The sequence below is a fragment of the Bradyrhizobium sp. PMVTL-01 genome (assembly GCF_051861855.1).
In the GTDB taxonomy this organism is placed as follows: domain Bacteria; phylum Pseudomonadota; class Alphaproteobacteria; order Rhizobiales; family Xanthobacteraceae; genus Bradyrhizobium.
Genome location: NZ_CP193982.1, coordinates 828,351 through 842,200 on the forward strand (window position 1 = coordinate 828,351; position 13,850 = coordinate 842,200).

At 65.8% G+C, this 13,850-nt stretch carries 13 protein-coding genes; 12 read left to right on the top strand and 1 reads right to left on the bottom strand.

Going from position 1 to position 13,850, the window contains the following annotated elements; genetic code table 11:
• Window positions 1-189: 189 nt before the first annotated feature.
• The 11 genes from ACRQ5Q_RS03845 (at window position 190) to ACRQ5Q_RS03895 (ending at window position 11,948) form a co-directional block, all read left to right on the top strand.
• Complete coding sequence (locus ACRQ5Q_RS03845; protein ID WP_439396118.1) at window positions 190-1,143, top strand: ABC transporter permease; 954 nt, start codon at window positions 190-192, stop codon at window positions 1,141-1,143.
• A 209-nt stretch (window positions 1,144-1,352) separates the two neighbouring features.
• Window positions 1,353-2,255 (top strand): ABC transporter permease, encoded by a 903-nt coding sequence (locus ACRQ5Q_RS03850; protein ID WP_080133372.1) that lies wholly within the window; start codon window positions 1,353-1,355, stop codon window positions 2,253-2,255.
• 234 nt (window positions 2,256-2,489) lie between these two features.
• Entirely contained in the window at window positions 2,490-3,551 is a 1,062-nt protein-coding gene (locus ACRQ5Q_RS03855; RefSeq protein ID WP_439396119.1) for an ABC transporter ATP-binding protein, read from the top strand.
• Complete coding sequence (locus ACRQ5Q_RS03860) at window positions 3,548-3,745, top strand: hypothetical protein (RefSeq protein ID WP_439372834.1); 198 nt, start codon at window positions 3,548-3,550, stop codon at window positions 3,743-3,745. The genes ACRQ5Q_RS03855 and ACRQ5Q_RS03860 overlap by 4 nt, the downstream gene beginning before the upstream one ends.
• Window positions 3,742-5,157: an amidase gene (locus tag ACRQ5Q_RS03865; protein ID WP_439372835.1), complete on the top strand. Its 1,416-nt coding sequence runs from the start codon at window positions 3,742-3,744 to the stop codon at window positions 5,155-5,157. The genes ACRQ5Q_RS03860 and ACRQ5Q_RS03865 overlap by 4 nt, the downstream gene beginning before the upstream one ends.
• Window positions 5,154-6,128, top strand: a complete 975-nt coding sequence (locus ACRQ5Q_RS03870; protein ID WP_439396120.1) for an ABC transporter ATP-binding protein — start codon at window positions 5,154-5,156, stop codon at window positions 6,126-6,128. The genes ACRQ5Q_RS03865 and ACRQ5Q_RS03870 overlap by 4 nt, the downstream gene beginning before the upstream one ends.
• 279 nt (window positions 6,129-6,407) lie before the next feature.
• Window positions 6,408-6,677 carry a GlsB/YeaQ/YmgE family stress response membrane protein gene (locus ACRQ5Q_RS03875; protein WP_354110521.1) on the top strand — a complete coding sequence of 90 codons (270 nt, stop codon included), beginning with the start codon at window positions 6,408-6,410 and terminating at the stop codon, window positions 6,675-6,677.
• Between the two features lie 250 nt (window positions 6,678-6,927).
• A complete protein-coding gene (locus tag ACRQ5Q_RS03880; protein ID WP_439372837.1) occupies window positions 6,928-8,676 on the top strand; it encodes a type I secretion system permease/ATPase in 1,749 nt (582 codons plus the stop codon).
• Entirely contained in the window at window positions 8,673-10,007 is a 1,335-nt protein-coding gene (locus tag ACRQ5Q_RS03885) for an HlyD family type I secretion periplasmic adaptor subunit (RefSeq protein WP_439372838.1), read from the top strand. The genes ACRQ5Q_RS03880 and ACRQ5Q_RS03885 overlap by 4 nt, the downstream gene beginning before the upstream one ends.
• Before the next feature lie 111 nt (window positions 10,008-10,118).
• A complete protein-coding gene (locus ACRQ5Q_RS03890) occupies window positions 10,119-11,591 on the top strand; it encodes an AMP nucleosidase (protein WP_439396121.1) in 1,473 nt (490 codons plus the stop codon).
• An 81-nt stretch (window positions 11,592-11,672) separates the two neighbouring features.
• A complete protein-coding gene (locus tag ACRQ5Q_RS03895; protein WP_439372839.1) occupies window positions 11,673-11,948 on the top strand; it encodes a DUF1488 family protein in 276 nt (91 codons plus the stop codon).
• 199 nt (window positions 11,949-12,147) lie between these two features.
• On the opposite strand, the gene ACRQ5Q_RS03900 is transcribed toward ACRQ5Q_RS03895, so the two are convergent.
• Entirely contained in the window at window positions 12,148-12,630 is a 483-nt protein-coding gene (locus ACRQ5Q_RS03900; RefSeq protein ID WP_439396123.1) for a CinA family protein, read from the bottom strand.
• Window positions 12,631-12,775: 145 nt separating this feature from the next.
• Here ACRQ5Q_RS03900 and ACRQ5Q_RS03905 point away from each other — a divergent pair, with 145 nt between their 5' ends.
• Window positions 12,776-13,834: an amidohydrolase family protein gene (locus ACRQ5Q_RS03905; protein WP_439396125.1), complete on the top strand. Its 1,059-nt coding sequence runs from the start codon at window positions 12,776-12,778 to the stop codon at window positions 13,832-13,834.
• Window positions 13,835-13,850 lie beyond the last annotated feature (16 nt).

The following is a 13,850-nucleotide window of genomic DNA, read 5'->3' on the forward strand; positions in this document are numbered from 1 at the left end:
CAGCGAAGCCGGGTGAGGGGTCTCTCTCCGCGGATACCCCTTTCGCGTTCGTAACTACTGTATCCGCGGATAGAACCCCTCATCCGGCGCCGTAGCCGAAGTTTCGCTTCGGCGTCGACTTAAAAAACGGCCGCCGGAGGCGGCCTATGCCACCTTCTCCCACAAGGGGAGAAGGAAGAAAGAAGACCCGTGCTCGCCTATACCGCCAGACGCATTGTCTATGTCGTCCCGATCGTCATCAGCGTGGCGCTGGTGTGCTTCCTGCTCGTGCACATCACGCCGGGCGATCCGCTGGTCGCCGTGCTTCCCGCGGACGCCTCGCAGGAGCTCGCGGCGCAGCTGCGCGCCGCCTATGGCTTCGACCGGCCGCTGCCGGTGCAGTTCGGGCTCTGGCTGCTGCGAGCCCTGCATGGTGATCTCGGCAATTCCATCGCGACGGGGCGCCCGGTGCTGGCCGAAGTCATGCGCGCGGTCGGCAACACCGTCACGCTCGCGATCGCAGCGGCGATCATCGGCTTCACCATGGGCATCCTGCTTGGCCTGATCGCCGGCTATTTCCGCGAGACGTGGATCGACAAGGTCGCGACCTCCTTTGCCATCGCCGGCGTTTCCGTGCCGCATTACTGGCTCGGCATGCTGCTCGTCATCATCTTCTCGGTCCAGCTGAACTGGCTGCCCGCGGTCGGCGCCGGCCCCAGCGGCTCGAACTCCTGGGCCTGGGACTGGGCGCACTTGAAATATCTCGTGCTGCCGGCGATCACGACATCCGTGATCCCGATGGGCATCGTCACCCGCACGGTGCGCGCGCTCACCGGCGATATCCTCAGCCAGGATTTCGTCGAGGCGCTGCGCGCAAAAGGCCTGCGCGAAACCGGCGTGTTCCGCCACGTCATCAAGAACGCCGCGCCCACCGCGCTCGCGGTGATGGGGCTCCAGCTGGGTTACATGCTTGGCGGCTCAATCCTGATCGAGACCGTATTCTCCTGGCCGGGCTCAGGCTTCCTGCTCAACTCGGCGATCTTCCAGCGCGACCTGCCGCTGCTGCAGGGCACGATCCTGATTCTGGCCCTGTTCTTCGTCTTCCTCAACCTGCTCGTCGACATCGCGCAAGCCGCGATCGACCCGCGCATCCAGCGGGGCTAGCCAATGAGCCCAGCTGTCGCCATGCAACCGGTGCGCTCCCTCCCCCGCCTGCGGGGGAGGGCTGGGGAGAGGGTGTCTCCTCTAGGGAGAACCCCCCAGAGGAAAAAACCCTCACCCGGCGCGTTGCGCCGACCTCTCCCGCAAGCGGGAGAGGTGCACTGCCTTGCGGGCTTGCATCGCTTGAAGCAATCCGCACCGGGAGCCAGTCAATGAGCGAGCTTCCGTTGTCAGCCACCGCCGATGCCGCGCTGCAGGCCGCGCCCGCCACCAAGGCACGCGGCTATTGGGCAACCGTCGGCCGCCGCATCATGCGGGACAAGGTCAGCATGGCCTGCGCGCTGGTGCTGCTGCTGATCTTCCTCTCCGCGATCCTCGCGCCATGGCTCGGCCTCGAGGACCCCTACAAGGGCTCGATGATCCGCCGCCTCCGCCATATCGGAACGGTCGGCTATCCGCTCGGTACCGACGAACTCGGCCGCGACATGCTGGCGCGGCTGATCTATGGTGGGCGGCTGTCGCTGGTGATCGGCATTTTGCCCGTGATCCTGGCCTTCTGCATCGGCACCTCGCTCGGCATCATTGCCGGCTATGTCGGCGGCAAGCTCAACACCGCGATCATGCGCACCGTGGACGTGTTCTACGCCTTCCCGTCCGTGTTGCTGGCGATCGCGATCTCCGGCGCGCTCGGGGCCGGCATCCTCAACTCCATCGTGGCGCTGACGATCGTGTTCGTGCCGCAGATCACCCGCGTCGCCGAGAGCGTCACGACGGGCGTGCGCAACATGGACTTCGTCGAAGCCGCGCGCGCCTCCGGCGCCGGCGCCTTCACCATCATGCGCGTGCATATCCTCGGCAACGTGCTGGGCGCGATCTTCGTCTATGCCACCAGCCTGATCTCGGTCTCGATGATCCTGGCGGCCGGTCTCTCCTTCCTCGGCCTTGGCACAAAACCGCCGGAGCCGGAATGGGGCCTGATGCTGAACACGCTGCGAACCGCGATCTACGTCAACCCCTGGGTCGCGGCACTCCCCGGCGCGATGATCTTCGCGGTCTCGATCTGCTTCAATCTCCTTTCGGACGGCCTGCGCAGCGCCATGGACATCAGGAACTGAAGCAATGGGAAAGATTCTGATTGCGGCAATGCCGGTACCACACCTCTCCCGTGGGGAGAGGCATAGGCCGCCTTTGGCGGCCGTTCTTAAGAACGCCGAAGCGAAGCTTCGGCTATGTTGCATCGTAAGATGCAATCCGGGTGAGGGGTTACGCTCGACCGAGTTTGCGGCGCCCCCTCACCCGGCGCTGCGCGCCGACCTCTCCCCGATGGGGAGAGGTGAAGGAGCGCGGCCATGAGCGAAACCAACACATCTGTCGAAATGCTGGAGCAGTTCGAGGACCGCGGCGGCCTCGCGCAGCCGCTGCTCCAGGTCAACGGCCTGACCAAGCATTTCCCGGTGCGCGGCGGGCTGTTCGCCGCCAAGCGCACCGTGCGTGCCGTCGACAATGTCTCCTTCTCCGTCGCCAAGGGCGAGACGGTCGGCATCGTCGGCGAGTCCGGCTGCGGCAAATCCACCACCGCGCGGCTCCTGATGCATCTGATGCCGCGCGATGACGGCGACATCATCTATGACGGCATGACCGTCGGCCAATCCTTGTCGCTGCGCGAGCTGCGCCGCGGCATGCAGATGGTGTTCCAGGACTCCTACGCCTCGCTCAATCCGCGCCTCACAATCGAGGAATCCATCGCCTTCGGCCCGAAAGTTCACGGCATGGCGGATGGCACGGCCAGGGCGCTGGCGCGCGAACTGCTCGGCAAGGTCGGCCTGCGTCCGGAAAACTTCGCCAACCGCTATCCGCACGAGATTTCCGGCGGCCAGCGCCAGCGCGTCAATATCGCCCGTGCGCTGGCGCTGTCGCCGCGGCTGGTGATCCTGGATGAAGCCGTCTCCGCGCTGGACAAGTCCGTCGAGGCGCAGGTGCTCAATCTGCTCGCCGATCTCAAGCGCGAGTTCGGCCTGACCTATCTCTTCATCAGCCACGACCTCAACGTGGTGCGCTACATCTCCGACCGCGTGCTGGTGATGTATCTCGGCGAGGTCGTCGAGCTCGGCCCGGTCGACCACGTATGGGACAGCCCCGCGCATCCCTATACGCGTGCACTGCTGGCCGCGATGCCGTCGTCCGATCCTGACAAGCGCACTGAGAAGCCGCCGATCACGGGCGATCCGCCCAATCCGATCGACCCGCCCCCGGGCTGCCGCTTCCACACCCGCTGTGCGTTTGCGGAGCCGCTCTGCGCAAATGCAGCACCAAAGCTCACGGCGGTCGATACAATGGGCCACGAGGCCGCGTGCTACATGGCGATCCCGGGTTCAGGCCATAGCCGCGCGCCCGGAGGGGAAACAGCATGACAAGACCGACACCAAAAGAGATCAAGCCGATCGCGCAAGTCGCGGGCATTCCCGTCGACGATGAGACCGCAACGCGCATATCGGGCGCCATCGGCCCCGCCTTCGAGGGCTTTGCCGCGATCGCCGGGACCTTGCCGTTCGACCTCGAGCCCGCGTCCTACGTGGTGGCGCAGTCGCAGAAGGTGTCGAAATGAACGCCGACCCTGCCCTGATGACGCTCACCGAGGTCGCGCGTGCGATCGCGATGAAGCAGCTGTCCTCGCATGAGGTGACGCGTGCGCTGCTGCACCGCATCGCGCAATGGCAGCCCCATCTCAACGCCTTCATGTCGATCGAGGCGGAGGCCGCGCTGAAGGCGGCCGAAGCCACCGACGCCGAGCTCGCCAAGGGCAATGTCCGCGGTCCGCTGCACGGCGTGCCGCTCGCGCACAAGGACATGTATTACGACGCCGGCCACGTCGCGACCTGCGGCTCGCTGATCCGCCGCGATTTCGTCCCGACCGTGTCGTCCACGGCCTTGCAGCGCCTGAAAGACGCCGGCCAGGTCCGCCTCGGCACGCTGCATCTTGCCGAATTCGCTTACGGCCCGACCGGGCACAACGCCCATTACGGCCCGGTGCGCAATCCCTGGAACGTCGCGCACATCACCGGCGGCTCGTCGTCCGGGTCCGGCTCGGCGGTTGCCGCGCGCCTGACCTATGCGGCGCTCGGCTCGGACACCGGCGGCTCGATCCGCATGCCCGCGCATTTCTGCGGCGTCACTGGTCTGAAGACAACCTGGAGCCGCGTCAGCCGCGCCGGCGCAATGCCGCTGTCGCAATCGCTCGACACCGTCGGCCCGCTGGCGCGCACTGCGGAGGACTGCGCGCTGCTGCTGGCGCTGATGGCCGGTCCCGATCCCGAGGATCCGACCTGCAGCCACGCGCCGCTGTCGGACTATGTCGCCGCCACGAAGGGTTCGCTCAAAGGTCTCACGATCGGCGTGCCTGCGTCGTTCTATGTCGACGATCTCGACAGCGAGGTCGCGCGCGTGCTGGACGAGACCATCGCGGTGCTCAAGCGCGAGGGCGCCGATATCGTCAAGGTCGAGCTGCCCGACCAGCGGCAATTGTCCTCGGCCAGCCAGCTCGTGCTCGCCGCGGAAGCCGCCGCCTTCCACAAGCGCTGGATGATCGAGCGCCCTCAGGATTACGGCGCGCAGGTCCTGATGCGGCTGCAGAACGGTCTCACGGTGCCTGCCATCACTTACCTCGAGGCGATGCGCTGGCGCGGCCCGGCGCTTGCCGCGCACAATGCGGCGACCGCGGGCGTCGACGCGGTGATCGCACCGGCATCCCCAGTGCCGGCGCCGTCGATCGAGGAGAGCGATGTCGGTGGCGGACCGAACGCGCCGGCGCTGTTGCAGCGGCTGACGCTGTTCACCCGTCCGGTGAATTTTCTCGGTCTGCCGTCGCTCACTGTGCCATCCGGCTTCACCAAGAGCAGCCTGCCGGTCGGCATGCAGCTGATCGGCCGCTCCTTCGACGAAGCGACCCTGCTCACCATCGGTGCGGCCTTCCAACGCGCCACCGACTATCACGACCGGATACCCAAGCTGCCGTCATGACCAAGCTCGTCGAGATCTCAGGCCTCAACATCCGCTTCACCGGCGAGCGCACGGTCTATGCCGTGAACGATCTCAATCTCTCGCTTGGTGATGGCGAGGTGCTGGGCCTGCTCGGCGAATCCGGTTCGGGCAAGAGCGTGACCCTGCGTGCCCTGATGCGGCTGTTGCCGAAGAAGCGCACGCAGATTTCGGGCACGGTCAACGTCATGGGACAGGACGTGCTCGCCATGAACGACGAACAGCTGTCGTGCTTCCGCGGCCAGACCGTCTCGATGATCTTCCAGGAGCCCGCGCTAGCGCTTGACCCCGTCTACACCATCGGTGCGCAGATCGCCGAAAGCGTGGTACGCCACGAAGGCAAGTCTTATGAGGAGGGCAGGGCACGTGCGCTGGAGATGCTCGACGTCGTGCGCATTCCCTCGGCGAGGCGCAGGTTAGATGCCTATCCGCACGAGATGTCCGGCGGCATGCGCCAGCGCGCGATGATCGCGCTCGCGCTCGCCTGCCGGCCAAAAATCCTGCTGGCGGACGAGCCGACCACGGCGCTCGATGCCACCGTGCAGATCCAGATCCTCCTGCTGCTGCGCGAGCTGCAGCGCGAGTTCGGCATGTCCGTGATCTTCGTCACGCACGACATCGGTGTCGCGATCGAGATCTGCGACCGCGTCGCGGTGATGTATGCCGGCCAGATCGTGGAGCAGGGGAGCCTGCGGGACATCGTCCGCAGCCCCGTGCACCCCTACGCCAAGGGCCTGCTTGCCTCGACAATCCACGGCGCCAAGCGCGGCGCGCGGCTCGAGACCATCCCCGGCACCCCGCCCTCGCTGGCCGAGAAACCCCACAACTGCTCCTTCGCCCCGCGCTGCGCCGTGGCGCAGCCGCGCTGCCTCGAGCAGTTGCCGGCAAATGTCGAGGTCGGCCCCGGCCGGGCAGCCAGGTGCGTGCTGGCGGAGCCGGTGGCGGCGACGTAGTTCGTTCTCCAGCTCAAGTGCATCCCCGCGCAAAACTGCCTCCCTCCCGCCTTGTGGGAAGGGCGGGGGAGAGGGGTCGCCAAGGAAATGGTCTGACCCTCTGCGATCCTGCCGCGCGGACTGATCGAGACAGTCTCCGTTGTCACAAACCGGGCCGAGTCCTGATGGTTTAGACCGGGTTGATCCCTGCTGTTGGCGCGTCGCTCGCGGAACCCATTCAGACCCCATTCATCCCGGTTCCGGTTCCATCCGCCCGTTCACGGAGAGGGACTTCAACTTATGTACATTTCTGGCCAAAGCCTCATCGTCATCCTGTTCGTCGGCCTGGTCGCCGGCTGGCTTGCGGGCAAGGTGGTCCGCGGGAGCGGGTTCGGCATCATCGGCGACATCGTGATCGGCATCGCCGGCGCGTTCGTCGCCACCTTCCTGTTCCCGAAGCTCGGTATCCATCTTGGCGTCGGGCTGGTCTCCGAGATCATCTATTCTGCGATCGGCGCCATCATCCTGCTGCTGGTTGTCCGCCTGGTTCGGGGTGGCGGGCGGCTCTAGCCACAACCGACCTGGCGCCTCCCCGTCTTGGTAAAGGCGTCAGGTCCGCAAGAAAAAGCCGCAAGCCTGTGAGATTCCGGGCTTGCGCGCGGGGCCATCAGGGGTAGTAGATGTGGCAACCAGGGGTTTGAATTTGAATTCAACCGCGCTGACGGAGGGGGCGAGAACGCGATGTTAATCCAGGTCAATTACTCCTGAAATTGCCTTTGAAATCAGGGGGCTTGCCCCATACCCGAAAGAGATCAGACTGATGGCAGCCGTACTCGGCGTTCGCCGTTCAGAGCTTGCTGACGCGCTGCGCGCCTGTCGCACGGCGTTCGTCGGCGTCGGCCTGATGAGCTGCGTGATCAACCTGCTCTATCTGACCGGGTCGATCTTCATGCTGGAGGTCTACGACCGGGTGCTGCCGAGCCGCAGCGTTCCAACCCTGGTCGGCCTCATCATCCTCGCCAGCTTCCTCTACGTGGCGCAGGGCGTGCTCGACATGATCCGCAACCGGATCCTGGGGCGGATCGGAACCTCGCTCGATGATGCCCTCAACAAGCGCGTGTTCGACACCATCGTGCGCCTGCCGCTGCTGGTCGGGAGCCGGAACGAGGGCCTGCAGCCGCTGCGCGACCTCGACAATGTCCGCTCCTTCCTCGGCGGCATGGGCCCGAGCGCGTTCTTCGACCTGCCCTGGCTGCCGCTCTACCTCGCCATCTGCTTCGCCTTCCACGTCATGATCGGGGTGACCGCCCTGGTCGGCGCCATCATCCTGGTGGGCCTGACACTGGTCACCGAATTCTTGTCCCGCCAGCCGGCCAAAGAGGCGATGGGCCTTGCCGCGCAGCGCAACGATCTCGCCCAGTCCAGCCGCCGCAACGCCGAGGTGATGGTGGCGATGGGCATGAGCGGGCGGATGAACCAGCGCTGGAGCGAGGCCAACGAAAAATATCTCGCCGGCAATCAGCGTGCGAGCGACGTCGCCGGCGGCCTAGGGGCGGTCGCGAAAGTGCTGCGCATGATGCTGCAATCGGCGGTGCTCGCCGTCGGCGCTTATCTCGTCATTCACCAGGAGGCGACCGCGGGCATCATCATCGCCGGCTCGATCCTCTCCGCCCGCGCGCTGGCGCCGGTCGATCTCGCCATCGCGCACTGGAAGTCGTTCGTCGCGGCCCGCCAGAGCTGGCAACGGCTCACGCGCCTTCTGGAGCAGATGCCGGCGCAGACGATGCCGACCCAGTTGCAGCCGCCGACCAGCCGCCTCACGGTCGAGGGCGTCACCATGGTGCCGCCGGGCGACCAGCGCCTCATCGTGCAGGACGTCAGCTTCGCGCTCGCCGCCGGCAACGGTCTCGGCGTGATCGGGCCGAGCGGCTCCGGCAAATCCTCGCTGATCCGCGCGCTCGTCGGCGTCTGGCAGCCGGTGCGCGGCAAGGTGCGGCTCGACGGCGCGGCGCTCGATCAATGGTCGAGCGACGTGCTCGGCCGCCACATCGGCTATCTGCCGCAGGACGTCGAACTGTTCGGAGGCACCATCGCGCAGAACATCAGCCGGTTCGATCCCGAGGCCACCTCCGACGGCATCATCGCCGCCGCCAAGGAGGCCGGCGTGCACGAGATGATCATCAAGATGCGCGAGGGCTACAACACGCAGGTCGGCGAACAGGGCACGGCGCTGTCCGCTGGCCAGGCGCAGCGAGTCGCGCTGGCCCGCGCGCTCTACGGCAGCCCGTTCCTGATCGTGCTCGACGAGCCCAACTCCAATCTCGATACCGAGGGCGACGAGGCGCTGACCCGCGCCATCCGCTCGGCGCGCGAGCGCGGCGCCATCGTCATCGTGGTGGCGCATCGCCCCATCGGCGTCGAGGCGGTCGATCAGATCCTGGTGCTGCGCGATGGCCGCATGCAGGCCTTCGGCCCGAAGGAGCAGGTGCTCGCCCAGGTGCTGCAGCCGCGGGTGACGCCGCCGGCCCCGATCAAGGTCGTCAGTGAAGGCGGAGTGGCCAAATCATGAGCACGATGGCGATCGGCGGCGCGAAGCCCGCCGCCAAGAAGACCGTGCGTGATTCCATCAGGTTTCACCTGATGCTCGGTCTTGGCATCGTGCTGGTCCTCGTCGTCGGCCTAGGTGGCTGGGCGTCGACGGTGCTGATCTCGGGCGCGTTGATCGCGCCGGGCCAGATCGTGGTCGAATCCAACGTCAAGAAGGTGCAGCATCCGACCGGCGGCGTGGTCGGCGAGCTGCGCGCCCGCGACGGCGACGTGGTCAAGGCCGGCGACATCCTGGTGCGGCTCGACGACACCGTCACCAGGGCGAATCTCGCCATTGTCGTCAAGAATCTCGACGCCGCGCTGGCGCGCACGGCGCGGCTTCAGGCCGAGCAGCGCGGTCTCGACAAGATCGAGTTTCCGCAATCCCTGCTCGATCGCAGCAGCGATCCCGACGTCAAGGCGCTGCTCTCCGCCGAGAGCAAGCTGTTCGACGTCCGCGTCAACGGCCGCGCCGGCCAGAAGGCGCAGCTCCGCGAGCGCGTCCTGCAGCTCAACGAGGAGATCGAGGGCCTGTCCGCGCAGGAGACGGCCAAGGACAAGGAGATCGCGCTGGTCCAGAACGAGCTCACCGGCGTACGCGATCTCTACGACAAGCGTCTGGTGCAGATCTCGCGACTGACCCAGCTCGAGCGCGACAGTGCCCGTCTCAACGGCGAGCGCGCGCAGTACATCGCCTCGCGTGCGCAGGCCAAGGGCAAGATCACCGAGACCGAGCTCCAGATCATCCAGGTCGACAAGGACATGGTCAGCGAGGTCTCCAAGGATCTGCGCGAGACCAACGACAAGATCGGCGAGCTGATCGAGCGCAAGGTGGCCGCCGAGGACCAGCTTCGCCGCGTCGACATCCGCGCGCCCCAGGACGGCATGGTGCTGCAATCGACCGTGCACACCCTGGGCGGCGTCGTCACCGCCGGTGACACTCTGATGCTGATCGTGCCGCAGGCCGACGACCTCCAGGTCGAGGCCAAGGTCAATCCGGTCGACATCGACAAGCTCCAGATCGGCCAGAAGACGCTGCTGCGCCTGTCGGCCTTCAACCAGCGCACCACGCCCGAGCTCAACGGCGTGGTCAGCCGAGTCTCGCCCGACGTCACCACCGAGCAGCGCACCGGCCAGAGCTACTACACCATCCGCGTCTCGATGCCGCCGGAAGAGATCGCCCGTCTCGGCGACGTCAAGATCATCCCCGGCATGCCCGTGGAAGCCTTCGTCCAGACCGGCGACCGCACCATGCTGTCCTACCTGATGAAGCCGCTGCACGACCAGCTGATGCGGGCCTTCCGGGAGAAGTGACGCGCGGAAGCGCGTCGTCTTGCCTCGTCATTGCTTCGCCGCGCTCGCAATGACGACTTGGTTGTCAGTTTGCTATACTGCGATTGCAAGCAGCAACCCGGCGGTCGAACAATGCAATCCCCACCCTCCATCGCTACCAAATCCTTCTCCGATGCGTCGGCGGCCGTCGCCCGGCTCGAAGAGATCTACGAGCGTAACACAAAATTCCTGCGCGACCGGTTCGAGGCTTATGTCGGCGGCGAAGCCGTCACCACGCGGGTGCGGGCCTACTATCCCTTCGTCCGCCTCACCACCGCGACGCATGCGCGGCTGGATTCGCGGCTGTCCTACGGCTTCGTCGCCGGGCCCGGTGTGCACGAGACCAGCGTCACGCGGCCGGACCTGTTCCGCGCCTATCTGACCGAGCAGATCGGTTTGTTGATCCAGAACCATGGCGTGCCCGTGGAGATCGGCGAATCGGCCGAGCCGATCCCGATCCATTTCGCCTATCGCCGCGACATCAACATCGAGGCCGCCATCACCACCAGCGAGAACTCGTCCGTCACGCGCTCGCTGCGCGATGCGTTCGACGTGCCTGACCTCGCCACCATGGACGATGCCATCGCCAACGGCACCTTCGAGCTGCAGCCGGGCGCGCCCGAGCCGCTGTCGCTGTTTCGCGCCGCCCGCGTCGACTACTCGCTACGCCGGCTCTACCACTACACCGGCACCGATCCCGAGCATTTCCAGAACTTCGTGATCTTCACCAACTACCAGTTCTATATCGACGCCTTCGCGCAGCTCTGCCAGCAGCGGCTTCAGGCTGGCGAAGCCGGCCTCGAGGCCTTCGTCGCGCCCGGCAACGTCATCACGCACGCCGGTGGCGTGACGACGACGGGGACAGCTCCCGTGCGCACGCCGCAGATGCCGGCCTATCACCTGGTCGAACCCGATTATCGCGGCATCACGCTGATCAACATCGGCACCGGCCCGTCCAATGCGCGCAATGTCACCGACCATGTTGCGGTGCTGCGCCCGCACGCCTGGCTGATGCTCGGCCATTGCGCGGGCCTGCGCAACACGCAGCGGCTCGGCGACTACGTGCTTGCGCACGGCTATGTGCGCGAGGACCATGTGCTCGACCGCGAGCTGCCGCTCTGGGTGCCGATCCCGGCGCTTGCCGAGATGCAGGTCGCCCTCGAGGAAGCCGTCGAGGACGTCACGGGCCTCGAAGGTTTCGAGCTCAAGCGCCTGATGCGTACGGGGACCGTCGCGAGCGTCGACAACCGCAACTGGGAGATCTCGGGGCCCGAGGTAATCCGCCGCATGTCGCAGTCCCGCGCGGTGGCGCTCGACATGGAATCGGCCGCGATCGCCGCCAACGGTTACCGCTTCCGCGTTCCCTACGGCACGCTGCTGTGCGTCTCCGACAAGCCGCTGCACGGCGAGATCAAGCTCGCGGGCATGGCCAGCGAGTTCTATCGCCGTCGCGTCGGCCAGCATCTCGAAATCGGCCTGAAGGCGCTGGAGCGGCTCAAGCAGCAGGAATCGGAGCGCCTGCATTCGCGAAAGCTCCGCAGTTTTGCCGAAGTCGCGTTCCAATAGGACGGCGTCCCGTCGCTTTGCTGCTGACATGGCGGGGAATTTTCAGCATTGTAGGCGCGGGGGCCGACCGGATCTATTTCAATGCCGCTGACGCGCGACAAGATCATCGGCCATGACCTCGAACGGCTGGCCTTCCGTTTCACCATGCTGAACGATGGCGATGTCGTCGACTGCCAGATCAGCGACGCCGCCATGGACGAGCTCGCGGGCATGCAGGGCACCGAAAGCAGCGCGCGGCAGGCCCAGTTCCTGTCCCTGCGCGAGACCATCGAGCGGATCGCGTCGGACCTCTACGACGAGGCGCCGAGGGTGCAGGGCTATGTGGTGCGGATTTTCATGCGGCATCTGGGGCGGTAACTGTCGTGCCATCTTCCGTCGTCCCACCCTCCGCCGTCATGCCCCGGCTTGACCGGGGCATCCGGTACGCCGCGGCCGGTGTGGCGAGAGCGAGCTCTTCAACGCCGGCCTCTGGAATACTGGATCGCCCGGTCAAGCCGGTCGATGACAGCAGTATTGTTGCAAGACCATCTCGACCCACTGTGAAGACCACGGCAGTTCACCCCTCAAGCTTCCTCAGCAACAACTTCAACGCCGTCGCTGCAAACGCCTGCATGTTCGCAAACCGGTCATTGCTGCCGGTCTCCAGCGTCATCACCCCTGACGCAGGCCCCGCGACCGCCATGCAGCTGTGGCCGGCGGCGTCGCCGTAGCGGTTGCCGGTGGGGCCGGCGGCGCCGGTCTCGGACAGGCCCCAGTCGCTGCCAAAGCGGCTGCGCATCTGCTCGGCGAGCAGCTTTGCGTAAGGCTCAGATGAGGAACGAAAGCCCTTCATTCCTTCATCCGAAATATCCATCAGCACGCGCCTGGCATCGCGGGTGTAGACCACGGCGCCGCCGAGGTAATAGGCGGACGCGCCGGGCACCGCGAGCAGGCTGGCCGAGATCAGTCCGCCGCCGGACGATTCCGCCACCGCAATGGTCTGTTTGCGCGCGATCAGTTTCGCCGCGACCTGTTCCGCAATGCCGATGAGCTCTTTCATCCCAAGACCCCTTGTTCCTTCGCAACCGAGCTCAGCCTTCCTAGCATATGACAGCAGGCTTGGCCGAGTTGCGGGCGACGGACAGGCCTGCTTGAATGGCAGGTACAAAACGAGACATGCGAGGAAACGTGAGAAGGGAGACGTCATGGCGTCCCTGATCGCCGGCGGCATCGATTGCGACGTGCATCCGGCCGTGCCGCATCTGACCAGCCTGCTGCCGTACCTCGACGACTACTGGCGCGATCAGGTGACGACGCGCGGCATGGTCGACCTCGTATCGCAATCCTATCCGAAGAATTCGCCGATCACGGCGCGACCCGACTGGCGCCCCGAGAGCGGCAAGCCGGGCGAGAGCCTCGAGGCCATGCAGCGCCATGTGCTCGATTCCTTCCGGCTCAAGCATGCCATCTGCAATCCGCTCTATGGCGTGCAGATGGTGTTCTCCGAGGACATGCAGGCCGCGTTCTGCCGCGCGCTGAACGACTGGCTCGTGAAGGAATGGCTCGATCGCGATTCACGGCTGCGTGGTTCGATCGTGATTCCCACGCAAAGCATCGAGAAGGCCGTCGCCGAGATCGAGCGCTGCGCGCAGGACAGGCGCTTCGTGCAGGTGCTGATGCTGGTGATGGGCGACACGCCGCTCGGCAAGCGCGCGCTGTGGCCGATCTATGAAGCCGCGGAACGGCTTGGCCTGCCGATCGGCATCCACGCCGGTTCCGCCTATCACAATCCGCCGACTGCGGTGGGATGGGGCTCTTATCACATCGAGGATTATGTCGGTCAGGCCCAGGCGTTCCAGGCGCAGCTCACCAGCCTGATCGTCGAAGGCGTGTTCGCCAAATATCCGCGGCTGAAAATGGTGTTGCTGGAATCCGGCGTCTCCTGGATCGCGCCCTATCTCTGGCGGCTGCACAAGTTCTGGCGCGGGGTGCGGATGGAGACCCCGTGGGTCGATCGCGCACCGCTGGAACTTGTGCGCAGCAACATCCGCTTTTCGTTACAGCCATTTGATGCGCCGCCGGAACCCGAGACATTAATTCGCCTGTTTGAGCATATGCAGTCGGACGAATTGGTCTTATTCTCCACGGACTATCCGCACTGGCAGTTCGACGACCAGGACGCGCTGCCCGAAGGTCTGTCCCCCGATCTCGTGCGCAAGATCATGATCGACAATCCGTATGCGACCTATCCCCGCCTGACGTGAGCCCGCTGCCAAAGGA

Bases quoted from the DNA above. Each gene is read 5' to 3' on its own strand.
- ACRQ5Q_RS03850 (WP_080133372.1), top strand. From the start codon at position 1,353: ATGAGCGAGCTTCCGTTGTCAGCCACCGCCGATGCCGCGCTGCAGGCC.
- ACRQ5Q_RS03855 (WP_439396119.1), top strand. From the start codon at position 2,490: ATGAGCGAAACCAACACATCTGTCGAAATGCTGGAGCAGTTCGAGGAC.
- ACRQ5Q_RS03860 (WP_439372834.1), top strand. From the start codon at position 3,548: ATGACAAGACCGACACCAAAAGAGATCAAGCCGATCGCGCAAGTCGCG.
- ACRQ5Q_RS03865 (WP_439372835.1), top strand. From the start codon at position 3,742: ATGAACGCCGACCCTGCCCTGATGACGCTCACCGAGGTCGCGCGTGCG.
- ACRQ5Q_RS03870 (WP_439396120.1), top strand. From the start codon at position 5,154: ATGACCAAGCTCGTCGAGATCTCAGGCCTCAACATCCGCTTCACCGGC.
- ACRQ5Q_RS03875 (WP_354110521.1), top strand. From the start codon at position 6,408: ATGTACATTTCTGGCCAAAGCCTCATCGTCATCCTGTTCGTCGGCCTG.
- ACRQ5Q_RS03880 (WP_439372837.1), top strand. From the start codon at position 6,928: ATGGCAGCCGTACTCGGCGTTCGCCGTTCAGAGCTTGCTGACGCGCTG.
- ACRQ5Q_RS03885 (WP_439372838.1), top strand. From the start codon at position 8,673: ATGAGCACGATGGCGATCGGCGGCGCGAAGCCCGCCGCCAAGAAGACC.
- ACRQ5Q_RS03890 (WP_439396121.1), top strand. From the start codon at position 10,119: ATGCAATCCCCACCCTCCATCGCTACCAAATCCTTCTCCGATGCGTCG.
- ACRQ5Q_RS03895 (WP_439372839.1), top strand. From the start codon at position 11,673: ATGCCGCTGACGCGCGACAAGATCATCGGCCATGACCTCGAACGGCTG.
- ACRQ5Q_RS03900 (WP_439396123.1), bottom strand. From the start codon at position 12,630: ATGAAAGAGCTCATCGGCATTGCGGAACAGGTCGCGGCGAAACTGATC.
- ACRQ5Q_RS03905 (WP_439396125.1), top strand. From the start codon at position 12,776: ATGGCGTCCCTGATCGCCGGCGGCATCGATTGCGACGTGCATCCGGCC.